Source organism: Saccharopolyspora soli, from assembly GCF_022678645.1.
Classification (GTDB): Bacteria; Actinomycetota; Actinomycetes; order Mycobacteriales; family Pseudonocardiaceae; genus Saccharopolyspora; species Saccharopolyspora soli.
In genome coordinates this window covers 19,906-34,421 of sequence record NZ_JALBWV010000004.1, presented here as the reverse complement: position 1 = coordinate 34,421, position 14,516 = coordinate 19,906, and the positions used below count along the sequence as shown (strand labels likewise).

Below are 14,516 nucleotides of genomic sequence, written 5' to 3'. Positions count from 1 at the left end.
GGGCGTGCCGGTGCGATCGGGTGCCGGGTGGCCCGGTCTGATCGAGGCTTACCGGGACCGGGTTCCGGTCCCGGACGGGGCGCGCATCGTGACCCTGCAGGAAGGCAACACCCCGTTGGTGCCCGCGCACCACCTCACCGAACTCACCGGCAGCACCGTCTACCTGAAGGTGGAGGGCGCCAACCCCACCGGCTCCTTCAAGGACCGCGGCATGACCGTGGCCATCACGCACGCGCTGGCCGCCGGTAGCAAGGCCGTCATCTGCGCGTCCACCGGCAACACCTCCGCCTCGGCCGCCGCCTACGCCGCCCGCGCCGGGCTGACCTCAGCGGTGCTGGTGCCGCAGGGCAAGATCGCGATGGGCAAGCTCGCCCAGGCCGTGGTGCACGGCGCGAAAATCCTTCAGGTGCAGGGCAACTTCGACGACTGCCTGGAGTTGGCCCGCAAGACCGCCGCCGAACACCCGGTGACGCTGGTCAACTCGGTCAACCCGGTGCGGCTGGAGGGCCAGAAGACCGCCTCGTTCGAGATCTGCGACGTGCTCGGACGGGCGCCCGACGTGCACTGCCTGCCGGTCGGCAACGCTGGCAACATCACCGCGTACTGGAAGGGCTACACCGAGTACGCCAGCGACGGTGTCGTCGGGACGACGCCGCGGATGTTCGGCTTCCAGGCCGCTGGCGCCGCGCCGCTGGTGCACGGCCAGCCGATCGCCCAGCCGGAGACCGTCGCGACCGCGATCCGGGTCGGCAGCCCGGCCTCCTGGACCGGCGCGGTACGCGCCAAGGAGGAATCCGATGGCCTGTTCGCCGCCGTGACCGACGAGGAGATCCTCGCCGCCTACCGCCTGCTGGCCGCCAGGGAAGGCGTGTTCGTCGAGCCCGCCTCAGCCTCCAGCGTCGCCGGACTGCTGGCCACCGCGGCCGACGGCCGGTTGCCGACCGGATCGGTCGTGGTGTGCACGGTGACCGGGCACGGCCTGAAGGACCCGGACACCGCGCTGTCCGGCATGGTCGAGGTCGAGCCGCTGCCGGTGGACTCCGGTGCGGTGGCCACCGCACTGGAACTCGCATGACCGGGCTGCCCTTTTCGGCCGTCCGGGTGACAGTGCCCGCATCCACCGCGAACCTCGGCTCCGGATTTGACACCCTCGCGATGGCGTTGTCCTTGTACGACACCGTTTCCGCGCGGGTCGTCGACGGCACCGCGGGTTCGGCGCGGGTAGCAGTCGTTGGCCAGGGCGCCGATGCGGTGCCCACCGACGAGCGTCACCTGGTGGTGCGAGTCATCCACAAAGCCTTGGCCGAACTGGGTTTCCCGGCCCCGGCGCTGCGGTTGCACTGCCAGAACGCGATTCCGCACGCCCGCGGGCTGGGTTCCTCCGCGGCGGCCATCGTCGCCGGGGTCGCCGCGGGCTTCGGGCTCGCCGGATTCGACTTGCGGGACAAGGAAAATGCTGACCGCGCGCTGCAGTTGGCCGCGGTCTGGGAAGGGCACGCGGACAACGCGGCGGCGAGCCTGCTGGGCGGATTCGTCATCGCCTGGCAGGAATCCGGGCGATTCCACGCCGTCCGCACGCAGCCGCATCCCGACTTGGCACCGATCGTCCTTGTCCCCCAAGCGGAGTCGGCAACACACACCACGCGCGGTCTGCTCCCGGAACAGGTCCCGCACGCCGACGCCGCGTTCGCGGCCAGCCGCGCCGCCCTGGCGGTGCACGCCATTACCAGTGATCCGTCGCTGTTGCTGGCCGCCACCGACGACCGGCTGCACCAGGACTACCGCGAGCCAGCCTGGCCGGAGACGATCGCGCTGGTCCGCCGGTTGCGCGCGGCGGGCATCCCGGCGGCGGTGTCCGGCGCGGGCCCGACAGTGCTGGCGTTTCCGCCCGGTGGAGTGCTTCCCGGTGATGTTGCGGCGAACGGTTTTGACGCGGTGCGCCTTCCGGTCGATCAGACCGGTGTGCGGGTCGTGCCGCAGACCTGACCGGAGCCGTCAACCGGGACGAAAGCCCTGTTCACGGCCCCGGAACAGGAGCCTTGCGGCGGGGTGGTACAAAGGAGGTGTCGTCGGCGGCTGACAGTGGCACACACCAGACGTGGTCGACGGCACGACCGACTAGGGCGTGCCACGCGCCCAGGGGGTTGTTGCACCTGAACTATGGGGCGTCTACCCTCAAGGTCAATCAGTCACCGCGCCCAGGGCGCCGGTGCCGTGTCCGGAACATCGTTTTCCGGGGCGCATCTCCCGCCGTGAATTGAACTCCGCCCGACACGGGTGGAGATCAACCTAGGTGGGTTCGGCATCGCGGTGACCGAGGCAGGAGTTGTCAACTCAATTGAGTTCGCTTCGGGACGATTCGGTGGTACACATCGTTGCCGATGTCGGGTTGGGGGCCTTAAGTTCCACAGGTGTGGCCTCCGAGGTGACCATTACGCCGCCCGACGACCTGGAGCTACCCGGTTCACCACCGGGGCACGAGTTGAGTCGGGGATTCCTGGAATGAGGCGGCAGCAGGGCGTGCATCGGCACGTGTGGATCGGAGTGGATGCGTCGCACATGGACCACGCGAGCCGGGTACCTCCCACCGCCCGGTGCTGCTGGTTCCCCGAGCCATGGCCGAAGTCGGCCGCGCCGCGTGCGTGGAGCAAATCCGACCGGCAAAAGGGCTGGTAGCACACACCGGCCGCCCGCACTCCAGAGCGGGCGGGCAATCCGCTGGGCCGCGTAGGAGGCGCGGTCCGGTCAGGAAGGACATTCGTGAGCAACACCGAACTGTTGAGCAGCGAGGCGACCAACGCCTCTTCGGCTGGCCAGCAGGAATCCGAGGCCAACGGCACTCCGCGGCGACGCGGTGGACTATCCGGCATGGTTCTTGCCGAACTGCGCCAACTCGCGGGGGAACTGGGGATCGAGACTGGTGGTCTGCGCAAGGGCGACCTGATCGCCGCCATCAAGGAGAAGCAGGGCGGCACCACGGCGCCGCGGTCCCGCACTCCCAAGAAGAGCCCGGTCCGCGTCGACGAGACCGCGGTCGCCAAGGCCCACCAGCCTGCGCTCGACGAGGCCGAGACCGACACCGCCACGCGGGAGGCCCCGGCCGAGCCGAGCAACAACGGAACCTCTCCCACCCGCGGCCGCGCCCGTCGGCAGCAGGCGGCCGAGCCCGCTGGCGAGGACGACAACCGGCGCGGCGGCAACCGTCGGCGCCGCTCGTCCGGGCGCAGCAACGCGGCCACCGAGTCGGGTGCCGAGGAGCAACGCGCCACCGAGCGCAAGCCGGACAACCGCCAGGACCGGGACAACCGCCAGGACGAAGACGACGAGGGTGGTCGTCGCGGTCGTGGCCGCCGGTTCCGGGACCGCCGCCGCAACCGCGGCCGCGGCGAGGGCGGCGAGCCGGAGGTCCGCGAGGACGACGTGCTGCTGCCGGTGGCGGGCATCCTGGACGTGCTGGAGAACTACGCCTTCGTGCGCACCTCCGGCTACCTGGCTGGCCCGAACGACGTGTACGTGTCGCTGTCGCTGGTCCGCAAGTACGGGCTGCGTCGCGGGGACGCCATCAAGGGCGTCATCCGGCAGCCGCGCGAGGGCGAGCAGCAGCGGCAGAAGTTCAACCCGCTGGTGCGGGTGGACTCCATCAACGGCTTGGAGCCGGACGCGGCCAAGAACCGCCCCGAGTTCCACAAGCTGACCCCGCTCTATCCGAACGAGCGGCTGCGCCTGGAGACCGAACCGCACAACCTGACCGGCCGGATCATCGACCTGGTGATGCCCGTCGGCAAGGGGCAGCGCGCGCTGATCGTCTCACCGCCGAAGGCCGGTAAGACGATGGTGCTGCAGGCGATCGCCAACGCGATCACCACCAACAACCCCGAGTGCCACCTGATGGTCGTCCTCGCCGACGAACGGCCGGAAGAGGTCACCGACATGCAGCGCTCGGTCAAGGGTGAGGTCATCGCCTCCACCTTCGACCGGCCGCCGTCGGACCACACCACGGTTGCGGAGCTGTCCATCGAGCGGGCCAAGCGGCTCGTCGAGATGGGCCACGACGTGGTCGTCCTGCTGGACTCGATCACCCGGTTGGGGCGTGCCTACAACCTGGCGGCCCCGGCGTCCGGGCGGATCCTCTCCGGTGGTGTGGACTCCACGGCGCTGTACCCGCCGAAGCGGTTCCTGGGCGCGGCCCGCAACATCGAGAACGGCGGCTCGCTGACCATCTTCGCCACGGCGCTGGTGGAGACCGGATCCACGATGGACACGGTCATCTTCGAGGAGTTCAAGGGCACCGGTAACGCGGAGCTCAAGCTGGACCGCAAGCTCGCCGACAAGCGGCTGTTCCCTGCGGTCGACGTGGACTCCTCCAGCACCCGCAAGGACGAGATCCTGCTCTCGCCGGACGAGCTGGCCGTCACGCACAAGCTGCGCCGGGTGCTCGCCGCGCTCGACGCGCAGCAGGCACTGGAACTCTTGCAGGACCGGCTGCGCAAGACGCGCACCAACATCGAGTTCCTGATGCAGGTCGCCAAGACCACTCCGGGCAAGGACGACGACTGACGCCAGTCCCACCCGACCACAGGGCCCGCGCCGACCACCGGCGCGGGCCCTGTCACGTTCCGGGGGTGTGACGAGAGCAAGGGAACCTTCCTGTCACCCCGAACACGGCCGACCCCGCACTGACCGGAGCATGGGAACCTTCCTGTCACGAAAATGACAGGAAGGTTCCCTTCCTCATGTCACCGGGGCTTGGGCGCATTCTGGTGCGTCTCGATCTTGGTAGGCGCGGATCAGCAGCACGGCCAGCAGTGCGGCGGCGACCGGACCGATGGTGAGGGCGGCGAAGACCGGTAGTTGCAGCCCGTCCGTGGCGAGGGCGCAGGCCACCATCAGCAGCGGGTAGGTGAACCTGAGACCACGGCGCTGCCACTGGAAGCTCCAGCGGACGTGGCTGCCGCTGAGCAGGCTCAACCCGGCGGCGAACCCGAACAGCAGCGGGGCCGACAGACTCAGGTCGTCGTTGGGGGCCGGGTTCTGCTCGAACAGCAGATCCAGCAGGGCGGCGACTCCGGCGACGCTGCCGAGGAAGAGCAGCGGAAGGGACACCCACGACCGAACCGTGAGCGTTCCCAACACCGAACACAGCAGCACCCGTCGAGGATGAGCGGCCAGCCGGACCGCATGCACCCCCGGACCCATCCGGCTCGGCAGGCGGTCCCTCTGCTGCGCCGGGCGGTAACGCAGGCGCGCCGAGCGGCTGCCCGGAATACCGGACGGACCCCCTGCGTTGCAGGTCACGAGCCTTGGTCTGGCAGAATGCAAGGCTGATCCGGCACCGGTTCACCGCGCGGCAGCGGCCGCGTGGACCCGGCGGCCAAGAAGAGAGGACAAGCCGTTGAAGAGTGGAATCCACCCCGAGTACGTGGTGACGCAGGTGAACTGCGGTTGCGGCAACAGCTTCACCACCCGCAGCACCCGCACCACCGGCCAGATCACCGTCGAGGTTTGCTCGAACTGCCACCCGTTCTACACGGGCAAGCAGAAGATCCTGGACACCGGCGGTCGCGTGGCCCGTTTCGAGGCCCGCTACGGCAAGCGCCAGAAGACGCAGAAGTAGCTGCGCCGACGGCGCCCGTCCCGCGAGCACCGCGGGACGGGCGCCGTTGTTGCGTTTGGTGTCCGAATGTCCGCAGCATGTGAAGGGGGTCGCCGGTGGAGACGTCGAAGCTCGAAGGGCTGCTAGCCGAGTACGTGGAGCTGGAGCAGCGGCTGGCCGATCCCGGCGTGCACGCCGACCAGACTAATGCCCGCAAGCTCGGGCGCCGCTACGCCGAGCTCGCGCCGGTCGTGCGCACCGCGCGGGAACTCGACCAGGTCCGGTCCGACCTCGACACCGCCCGCGAGTTCGCCGCTGAGGACGCGACGTTCGCCGAGGAAGCCGATCGCCTCGCCGACTCGATTCCGGAACTGGAGGCGAAGCTCACCGAGCTGCTGCTGCCGCGCGACCCGCACGACGGTTCCGACGTGGTGCTGGAGGTCAAGTCCGGCGAGGGTGGTGAGGAGTCAGCGCTGTTCGCGGGCGATCTGCTGCGCATGTACCTGCGGTACGCCGAGCGCCAGGGCTGGCGGGCCGAGGTGCTGGACACGACCGAATCCGATCTCGGCGGCTACAAGGACGCCACGGTCGCGATCAAGGCCAAGAGCGGCGACACCAGCCCGGATGGGGTCTGGTCGCGGTTGAAGTTCGAAGGTGGCGTGCACCGCGTGCAGCGCGTGCCGGTCACCGAGTCGCAGGGCCGGGTGCACACCTCGGCAGCCGGGGTGCTGGTGTACCCCGAGCCGGAGGAGGTCGAGGTCGAGGTCGACGAGAAGGACCTGCGCATCGACGTCTACCGGTCATCCGGGCCGGGTGGGCAGAGCGTGAACACCACCGACTCGGCGGTGCGGGTCACCCACTTGCCGACCGGCATCGTGGTGTCCTGCCAGAACGAGAAGTCGCAGCTGCAGAACAAGCAGCGCGCCATCCAGGTGCTCAAAGCCCGGTTGCAGGCCATCGCCGAGGAAGAAGCCGAGCGGGAGGCTTCGCAGGCCCGGCGCAGCCAAGTACGCACAGTGGACCGTTCCGAGCGGATCCGGACCTACAACTTCCCGGAGAACCGCATTTCCGATCACCGGGTGAACTACAAGGCGTACAACCTGGACCAGGTCCTGGACGGTGACTTGGACGCCGTGCTCGCCGCGCTGCTCACCGCTGACCGGCAAGAACGTCTGGGGCTTTGAAACAGGGCGGCAGGCGAAATCGCGGATTCAACGCGACGGTCGATTTCACCTGGTCGAGGTCCTTACGGCAATACCCCGCTCCGGGGTCCGACACCCTGCGCGAGCGGGGTGTCCGCGTCAGCGCGAATCGCAACGGCGGACCCAATCGGCTGGCGGCGGTCAAGCGAACCAAGGAGTTGGGACCTCCCCGCCCGCGTGTTCTCTAAGCTGACGATGTGACCCGACAGCCCCTGCGCCTGGCCATTCTCGAAGCGGAACGCATGCTTTCCGCAGCGGGTGTGGCAAGCCCGCGCACCGATGCCGAACTGCTGGCGGCGCACCTGCTCGGGGTCGAACGAACCAAGCTGATGATGGTGCCGTTGGTGGATCCACCAGTGGTGCAGGCGTTGCACGACCTGGTGCGGCAACGCGCCGCGCGGGTGCCACTGCAGCACCTGACCGGGAACGCATCGCTCGGGAACGTGACGCTCAGCGTCGGGCCAGGCGTGTTCGTGCCCCGCCCGGAGACGGAACTGCTGCTCGCCTGGGGATTGGCGACGCTGGAAGGGGTGGACCAGCCGACCGTGGTCGACCTCTGCACCGGGTCAGGGGCACTCGCGCTCGCCGTGGCCAACGCCCGACCGGACGCCGCCGTGCACGCCGCGGAGAAAGAGCCCGTCGCCCTGGCTTGGGCCCGCCGCAATGCCGACCAGCAGGCCCAAGCCGGGGACACGCCGATCCACCTGTACGCGGGGGACGTCACCGATCCGATGCTGCTCATGGAGCTGGAAGGCACGGTCGACCTGGTGCTCTGCAATCCGCCGTACGTACCGGAGGGCACGCCGGTGCCGCCCGAGGTCCGCAAACACGATCCGCACGAAGCGGTGTTCGCCGGGCGCGACGGCCTGGACGTGGTCCGCCACGTGATCGCAAGCGCGGCCCGGCTGCTGCGCCCCGGCGGCGGTGTCGCCATCGAACACGACGACACCCACGGCGGCTCGGTGCCCGCCCTGCTGTCGGCCCGCCGCGTTCTCAGCGACGTCCAAGACCACACCGATTTGGCAGGCCGCCCCCGCTTCGCCACCGCCCGCCGCACCCGGACTGAGCCGACCGCCTGACGCGCCTCCCGCGAGGGAAAGCATGGGAACTCCCGTGCCAAAAGTGACAGGAAGGTTCCCATGCTCGCGGCGTCACGGCTGGGGCGCGTGTGACAGGAAGGTTCCCTTGCTCGCATCCGTCGTGCCGCTGGTGACAGGAAGGTTCCCTTGCTCTGGTCACCGGGGTGGTGGGTTTGGTCAGAGGGCACGCGGATTGGTGTGCCGGGGTGGTCGTCAGGCAAGCGGCGGCAGCCGCTTCCCCCACTCCCGCAACCGGCACCGCTACCGGCACCGCCATGCAAGCCGATCCGCGCACTCTGTTAGTTGTGGGTGTTGACGAACTCCCGTAGTAGGGCGTTGAACTCGTTGGGCTTTTCCCGGTTGGGCCAGTGGCCGGTTTCCGGGATCACTCGCAGCGCTGAGCCGGGGATCGCTCCCGCCGCGTCTCGGGCGGCCGTGACCGGGACGATCGCGTCGCGTTCGCCGTGGATGACCATGACCGGGCATTGGATCTGGCTGAGGTGCGGCAGGTGGTTGATGCGCATCGCCCGTCGGTCGATGGCAGCCTCGTGCCAGTCGGCGAACACCGAGCCCCGCGCCGCTGCTTCGGCGCTGACCTCGTCGACAATGGACTCCAGGTCGGGCACGGCTTGTCCGTCGGCGAAGAACAGTCGGTTGACGGCCTGGCGCACCAGCGATCGGTTCAGCCGCAGCAGTTTCGCGGCCAGCGGCCCGGCGAGCCGCGTCCGCAGCAGCAGGTAGGTCAGCAGGTGGCGGGGCAGCTTGTGCTGCATGCCGGTGCTGTCCACGAGCACCAGTCCGCGGACCCGCTGCGGGTTGCGCAGCGTGAAACCGGCCGCGATGCTGCCGCCCATCGACAGGCCCACCAGGGTGGCCTCCGGCACCCGCCAGGCGTCCAGCAGCCAGCGCAGCATCTCTTCGAAGGTGCGCTGGTCGGCGCGGCCGCGCCACGGCATGCTGCCGCCCTGGCCGGGCAGGTCCGGCGCGAACACCCGGTGGTCGGCCGCCAGCACACCGATGGCGTGGCGCCAGCTCAGCAGGGCGTTGTCCGGACCGCCGCCGTGCAGCAGGACGATCGCCGGGCCGCTGGACCCCGCCCGGTAGAAGCGGATCTTGCCAGCCGGGAATTCGATCTGGTCGACCTCGACACCCTGAGGTGGGGCGGTCATGCTCTCTCCTCGTGCTCACTCGATGCTGTACCCGCGTCCGGCAGACGTTCCGAGCACCGCCGAAGTTGCTCGTCCCCCGAACACACCCAACGGATCTCGGTCGAGCGCCCAGGTGTTACTGGTGATGAATATTCCCCGATGGTGATCTGCTGCACCACTCGAACGGGCCGCTCGCGGGCGTGCCAGGATTCGGGGTGTGAGCACCGTCTATGACTGCACTCTTCCGGACAGTCGCGAATCCGGTCTAGCCGCCGCGGCCAACGCGGTTCGCGCGGGTGGGCTCGTCGTGCTGCCCACCGACACGGTTTACGGCATCGGCGCGGACGCCTTCGACGCCAACGCGGTCGGCGCGCTGCTGGCCGCCAAGGGGCGCGGCCGGGACATGCCGGTGCCGGTGCTGGTCGGCTCCTGGTCCACTGTGGATGGTCTGGTGATGTCGGTTCCGCAGCAGGCGCGCGCGTTGATCGAAGCGTTCTGGCCTGGCGGGCTTTCGCTGGTCCTGCCGCAGGCGCCGTCGCTGTCCTGGGACCTCGGTGACACCCGGGGCACGGTGAACCTGCGGATGCCGCTGCACCCGGTGGCCCTGGACCTGCTGCGCGAGGTCGGCCCGATGGCGGTGTCCAGCGCGAACCGCACCGGTCATCCGCCAGCCGCCAACGCCGCTGAAGCCCGCGACCAACTCGGCGATTCGGTGCAGGTCTACCTCGACGCCGGTCCCTCCGGGGAGCCGGTGGCCTCCACCATCGTCGACCTCACCCAGAGCGCGCCCCGGGTGCTGCGGGAAGGCGCGGTGAGCCTGGCTGAGCTGTCCGAAGTGCTCGGTGTGGAGCTCGAAGCGGACCGGTGAAAGCCGCATCGGCGCGTGCCGATAGCGTTAGTGCTCGGATCCGCAACGTGGGCAGCGATGAGGAGCGCCGGGCTTGAACAATCCGTTCTGGGGGCTGGAATTCGAAATCCCGCGGGCTTCGGCTCGGCGCGGGTGAGCCACCGGTATGGGCAACGCATCTTGGGCTCCGGCCGGGCTTCCCGCCCGTGAGTACCTGCTCGTCCTGCTCACCGCCGCCGCGGTGACCTTCCTGCTAACTGGACTGGTCCGGCTGCTGGCGATCCGGGTCGGCGCGGTCGCCTACCCCCGCGTGCGCGACGTGCACGTCACGCCGATGCCGCGGATGGGCGGGGTCGCGATGTACGGCGGGGTGCTGGCGGCGATGTTCCTGGCCGCCAACCTGCCCGCGCTCTCCCGCGGCTTCGACTACTCCAACGACGCTTGGGCGGTGATCGCCGCTGGCGGGCTGATCGTGCTGGTCGGCGCCTTGGACGACCGGTTCGAGCTGGATTCGCTGACGAAACTGGCCGGGCAGGTCACCGCCGCCGGGATCCTGGTGCTCTCGGGTGTCCAGTGGTACGTGTTCTGGGCGCCGTGGGGAGGCACCGAAGGGCACGTCGGGCAGCTGATGCTGTTGGGCAGCAACCAAGGACAGCTGCTGACCGTGCTGCTGACCGTCGCCATGATCAACGCGATGAACTTCGTGGACGGGTTGGACGGACTGGCTTCCGGCATCGGCCTGGTGTCGGCCACCGCCACCTTCGTGTTCTGCCTCGGCGTGCTGAACCGCCAGAACGGCGACGTCACCGCCTATCCGCCAGCGCTGATCGCCGCCGCGATCGCCGGGGCATGCCTGGGTTTCCTGCCGCACAACTTCCAACCGGCGAAGATCTTCATGGGCGATTCGGGCTCGATGCTGATCGGCCTGATGCTGGCCACCGCCAGCACGTCCGCGTCCGGCCGGATGGACTACTCCGTCACGAGCGCCACCGACACCATCGCGCTGCTGTCCCCGCTGCTGGTGGTGACGGCGGTGCTGTTCGTGCCGCTGCTCGACTTGATCATGGCCGTGGTGCGGCGCACCAGAGCGGGTAAGAGCCCGTTCCACGCCGACAAGATGCACCTGCACCACCGACTGCTGGAAATCGGACATTCACAGCGCCGCGCCGTTCTGCTGATCTACCTGTGGGCGGCCGTCATCGCCTTCGGCGCGGTGTCGTTGACCCTGTTCAACGCGGTCGTGGTGGCCTGGGTCGTCGGCCTCGGGGTGCTGTTGGCGGCTATCATCTCGGTGATTCCGCGGATGCGAGCCCGAACCGATCGAGAGTCCTGATGAGCGACGAAGTCACCCCGCAGACCACCGCAGACAACCCGGCCGAGCAGGCCGAGCCGGTCAACCCGCACGGCGAAATCGTGCGCAAGCTGGCGTCGGCGATGCTGCGCACCGCCGTGTGGCCAGGGGCCGCGACCGTGGTCGTCGGGGCGATCGTCGCCACCGTCCTGGTCGGGGTGTCCGGCCTGGTCGGCGCGTTGATCGGCGGCGCGGTGGCGTTCGCGTCGTCGCTGCTGACGATCTGGTTGATGCGGACCACCGGCGGGCTCAACCCGGCGTTCGTGATGGTCGCCGCGCTCGGTGGCTACATCGGCAAGATGATCGTGCTGCTGGTGGTGATGACGTTGCTCGGCGGGATCGAGGCGATCCACCGGGAATCGCTGGCGTTCACCATGCTGGCCACCGTGATGGTGTGGGCCGGTGCCGAGGTGGTCGCCTTCAAGCGCACCAAGATCCCTACGATCGTGCCCGGCAACTGAACCGTTTCGGTCGAGTTTCCGGGCCGGTCCGCCACTAGGCCAGACGGGTGGTAGCGGACCGGCATGTCGGGTGGCTACCTACCTGTTGGTATCGTCCCGCGGCAGAAGCCTTCCCTGCACAGCGTGGATCTGTGGACTCGATAGAGGTCCCATGATCCCACTCGGGCGGGGAGGGCCCCTCTGCGTGCCAGATCGCGTATCAGGTACGTTAAGTGCAAAACGTGACGATTCCCCCGGCTGAGTGAAGTTGCCGGGAGAACCGGAAGGAGCCCACTTGGGCGCGCTGATGCTGGCCGAGGGCGGAACGTTCCAACCGCCGGGTGCCGATGCCTTTGTCCTTCCGCCGATCTTCGGCGGAGTCACCAAGCCGATGGTTCTCGTCGTGCTCTCGGCGATCATCGTGGGCGCCTACTTCGTGATCGCCACCCGCAACCTGAAGCTGGTTCCGGGCAAGGGGCAGTTCGTGGCGGAGTTCGTCTACGAGTTCAGCCGCAACAAGATCGCGCGGGAGCAGATCGGCGCCAAGGACTTCCGTCCGTTCGTACCGCTGATCTTCACGCTGTTCACGTTCATCCTGGTGAACAACCTCTTCGGCATCATCCCGATCATCCAGTTCCCCACGATGTCGCGCATCGGTTTCCCGATCGCGCTGGCGCTCATGGTGTACCTGGTGATGCACGCGGTCGGCTTCGCGCGGCACGGTTTCCTCGGCTACTTCAAGCACATCATGTTCCCGCCCGGAGTGCCGAAGGCGATCTACGTCCTGCTGGCACCGATCGAATTCCTGCAGAAGTTCCTCTTCCAACCGCTGGCACTGGCAATCCGAGTGTTCGCCGCGATGTTCGCCGGGCACCTCATCCTGCTGGTGTTCACCCTGGGCGGCGAGTTCCTGCTGCTGCAGGCGAGTGCCGGGTTCAAGCCGGTTTCGATCGTCGGATTCGCCTTCGCCATCGCCCTGACGTTCGTCGAAGCCCTGATCCAGGTGCTGCAGGCGTACATCTTCGCGCTGCTGGCCGCCAACTTCATCGGTGCGGCGATGGCCGAAGGCCACTGAGAAGGACCAAGACCTCCGATCCGCGCCGAGAAGCGGACCGAGTGAAAGGTAGTGAAAGTGCAAAACATCGTTCTTGCGCAGGCTGCTGAGGCCGCGGTCAACATCAACCCCGGTCTGGCCGCGATCGGCTACGGCCTGGGCGCTGTCGGCCCGGGTATCGGCGTCGGCCTGATCTGGGCGGCGGTCATCAACGGCACCGCTCGCCAGCCGGAGTCCCAGGGCCAGCTGATGGGCATCGCCTGGGTCTCCTTCGTTCTGGTCGAGGTGCTGGCGCTGATCGGTCTGGTCGTCTACTTCATCGCGTCCGCTGCCTGAGTAGACGGCTCAACGCGTAGGGAGACGTTGTGGTGAAGACGCAGATGCTGCTGGCGGCCGAAGGCGAGCACAACCCGATCATTCCGGCACCGTCGGAGATCGTGATCGGGCTGATCGCGTTCCTGCTGCTGCTGTTCGTGCTCTGGAAGTACGCGATCCCGCGCTTCGAGAAGATCTACGCGGAGCGCAGCGAACGGATCGAAGGCGGTATCGCCAAGGCCGAGGCCGCGCAGGCCGAGGCCCAGCGGACGCTGGAGCAGTACAAGTCGCAGTTGGCCGAGGCCCGCGCCGAAGCGGCTCGGATCCGCGACGACGCCCGCGCCGAAGGCCAGCAGATCCTGGAAGAGATGCGCACCCAGGCGCAGACCGAGTCCGAGCGGATCGTCAGCCAGGGCCAGGCCCAGTTGGCGCACCAGCGGGCGCAGATCGTCGCCGAACTGCGGTTGGAACTCGGCCGCCACGCGGTCGACCTGGCCAGCCGGGTGGTCGGCGAGTCCCTGGAAGACGAGGCGCGTCGGCGGGGCACCGTCGACCGGTTCCTCGACGAGCTGGAAGCCACCTCGGCCCCGGCATCGTCCGAATCGGCCACGACCTAACACGATCGGACCGAGTGAAAGGCGCTGAGAGTTGAGCACCCTCGTGAACGCCGCGAGCCGCGAGGCACTGGCAGCCACCGAGCTGCAGTTGCTGCAGGCCACCGATGGGGCCCAGGCCGCGGAGATCACCGGGCTCGCCGACGAGCTGTTCGGCGTGGCCGCCCTGCTGGGCCGCGAGTCCACGCTGCGGCGGGCGCTCGCCGACGCCTCCACCGACCCGCGGTCCAGGGAGAACCTGGCCCGCGGGCTGTTGGCGGACCGGCTCGGCGCGCGGGCGCTGCCGGTCGTGGTCGAAGCCGTTGCGGCCCGTTGGTCCAGTCCGAAGGACCTGGTCGCCGGGCTGGAACGATTGGCCCGCGTCGCATTGTTGGTGCAGGCTGAGCGGGCCGGTCGGCTCGACGCCGTCGAGGACGAGCTGTTCCGGTTGGGGCGCATCATCGGCTCCCAGGTGGACCTGGAGCGGCTGCTGTCGGACCCGACCGGCGACGAAGCGGGCAAGCACGCGGTCGTCGACCAGCTCATCGAGGGCAAGGTCGAGCCGGTCACCCTGAACCTGGTCCGCCAGCTGGTGGCCCGGCCGCACGGTCGGCGGGTCAGCGAGGGGCTGGAAGAGCTGGCCGAGCTGTCGGCTAAGCGCCGCGAACGCTCGGTGGCGCACGTCCGCTCTGCCATCCCGCTGAGCGAGGAGCAGCAGCAGCGGCTGTCGCGCACCCTGCAGCGGATCTACTCGCGGCCGATCGCCCTGCACCTGGAGATCGACCCCGAGGTCGAGGGCGGGCTGCTGATCCGCGTCGGCGACGAAGTCATCGACGGCAGCATCACGGGACGCCTGCAGTCCCTTCGACGCGACCTCGCCGACTAGCCGAAGGC

Annotated in this window: 15 protein-coding genes; 13 read left to right on the top strand and 2 right to left on the bottom strand. The window is 68.8% G+C overall.

Annotated elements, in window-relative coordinates:
- The first annotated feature begins 10 nt into the window (after positions 1-10).
- The 3 genes from thrC to rho all read left to right on the top strand — a co-directional run bounded on the left by thrC (position 11) and on the right by rho (position 4,557).
- Positions 11-1,075, top strand: coding sequence for a threonine synthase (thrC, locus tag MOQ72_RS04180; protein WP_242180878.1), 1,065 nt, complete (start codon positions 11-13; stop codon positions 1,073-1,075).
- A complete protein-coding gene (gene thrB / locus MOQ72_RS04175; protein WP_242180633.1) occupies positions 1,072-1,986 on the top strand; it encodes a homoserine kinase in 915 nt (304 codons plus the stop codon). The genes thrC and thrB overlap by 4 nt, the downstream gene beginning before the upstream one ends.
- A gap of 882 nt (positions 1,987-2,868) precedes the next feature.
- Positions 2,869-4,557: a transcription termination factor Rho gene (rho, locus tag MOQ72_RS04170; RefSeq protein ID WP_277953548.1), complete on the top strand. Its 1,689-nt coding sequence runs from the start codon at positions 2,869-2,871 to the stop codon at positions 4,555-4,557.
- A 174-nt stretch (positions 4,558-4,731) separates the two neighbouring features.
- Here the strand turns inward: rho and MOQ72_RS04165 are convergent, their stop codons facing one another.
- Positions 4,732-5,295 carry a hypothetical protein gene (locus MOQ72_RS04165; protein ID WP_242180631.1) on the bottom strand — a complete coding sequence of 188 codons (564 nt, stop codon included), beginning with the start codon at positions 5,293-5,295 and terminating at the stop codon, positions 4,732-4,734.
- Between the two features lie 97 nt (positions 5,296-5,392).
- Here MOQ72_RS04165 and rpmE point away from each other — a divergent pair, with 97 nt between their 5' ends.
- From rpmE to prmC, 3 genes are all read left to right on the top strand, one after another.
- On the top strand, positions 5,393-5,614 hold the full coding sequence (gene rpmE / locus MOQ72_RS04160) for a 50S ribosomal protein L31 (RefSeq protein ID WP_242180630.1): 222 nt from the start codon (positions 5,393-5,395) through the stop codon (positions 5,612-5,614).
- Between the two features lie 95 nt (positions 5,615-5,709).
- Complete coding sequence (gene prfA, locus MOQ72_RS04155; RefSeq protein ID WP_242180629.1) at positions 5,710-6,777, top strand: peptide chain release factor 1; 1,068 nt, start codon at positions 5,710-5,712, stop codon at positions 6,775-6,777.
- 215 nt (positions 6,778-6,992) lie between these two features.
- Positions 6,993-7,874, top strand: coding sequence for a peptide chain release factor N(5)-glutamine methyltransferase (gene prmC, locus MOQ72_RS04150; protein WP_242180628.1), 882 nt, complete (start codon positions 6,993-6,995; stop codon positions 7,872-7,874).
- Positions 7,875-8,173: 299 nt separating this feature from the next.
- Here prmC and MOQ72_RS04145 read toward each other — a convergent pair whose 3' ends face one another.
- Positions 8,174-9,043, bottom strand: a complete 870-nt coding sequence (locus tag MOQ72_RS04145; RefSeq protein WP_242180627.1) for an alpha/beta fold hydrolase — start codon at positions 9,041-9,043, stop codon at positions 8,174-8,176.
- A 196-nt stretch (positions 9,044-9,239) separates the two neighbouring features.
- On the opposite strand from MOQ72_RS04145, the gene MOQ72_RS04140 reads away from it, so the two are divergent.
- The 7 genes from MOQ72_RS04140 (at position 9,240) to MOQ72_RS04110 (ending at position 14,508) form a co-directional block, all read left to right on the top strand.
- On the top strand, positions 9,240-9,890 hold the full coding sequence (locus MOQ72_RS04140; protein ID WP_242180626.1) for an L-threonylcarbamoyladenylate synthase: 651 nt from the start codon (positions 9,240-9,242) through the stop codon (positions 9,888-9,890).
- Between the two features lie 145 nt (positions 9,891-10,035).
- On the top strand, positions 10,036-11,202 hold the full coding sequence (locus MOQ72_RS04135; protein WP_242180625.1) for a glycosyltransferase family 4 protein: 1,167 nt from the start codon (positions 10,036-10,038) through the stop codon (positions 11,200-11,202).
- Positions 11,202-11,681: a Cg1360 family ATP-synthase-associated protein gene (locus MOQ72_RS04130; protein WP_242180624.1), complete on the top strand. Its 480-nt coding sequence runs from the start codon at positions 11,202-11,204 to the stop codon at positions 11,679-11,681. The genes MOQ72_RS04135 and MOQ72_RS04130 overlap by 1 nt, the downstream gene beginning before the upstream one ends.
- A 274-nt stretch (positions 11,682-11,955) precedes the next feature.
- Complete coding sequence (gene atpB, locus MOQ72_RS04125; protein ID WP_242180623.1) at positions 11,956-12,735, top strand: F0F1 ATP synthase subunit A; 780 nt, start codon at positions 11,956-11,958, stop codon at positions 12,733-12,735.
- A gap of 57 nt (positions 12,736-12,792) precedes the next feature.
- Positions 12,793-13,050 (top strand): ATP synthase subunit C-like protein, encoded by a 258-nt coding sequence (locus tag MOQ72_RS04120; protein ID WP_242180622.1) that lies wholly within the window; start codon positions 12,793-12,795, stop codon positions 13,048-13,050.
- A 32-nt stretch (positions 13,051-13,082) separates the two neighbouring features.
- Positions 13,083-13,646, top strand: coding sequence for a F0F1 ATP synthase subunit B (locus MOQ72_RS04115; RefSeq protein ID WP_308197846.1), 564 nt, complete (start codon positions 13,083-13,085; stop codon positions 13,644-13,646).
- 31 nt (positions 13,647-13,677) lie between these two features.
- On the top strand, positions 13,678-14,508 hold the full coding sequence (locus tag MOQ72_RS04110; protein WP_242180621.1) for a F0F1 ATP synthase subunit delta: 831 nt from the start codon (positions 13,678-13,680) through the stop codon (positions 14,506-14,508).
- The last annotated feature ends 8 nt before the right edge of the window (positions 14,509-14,516 follow it).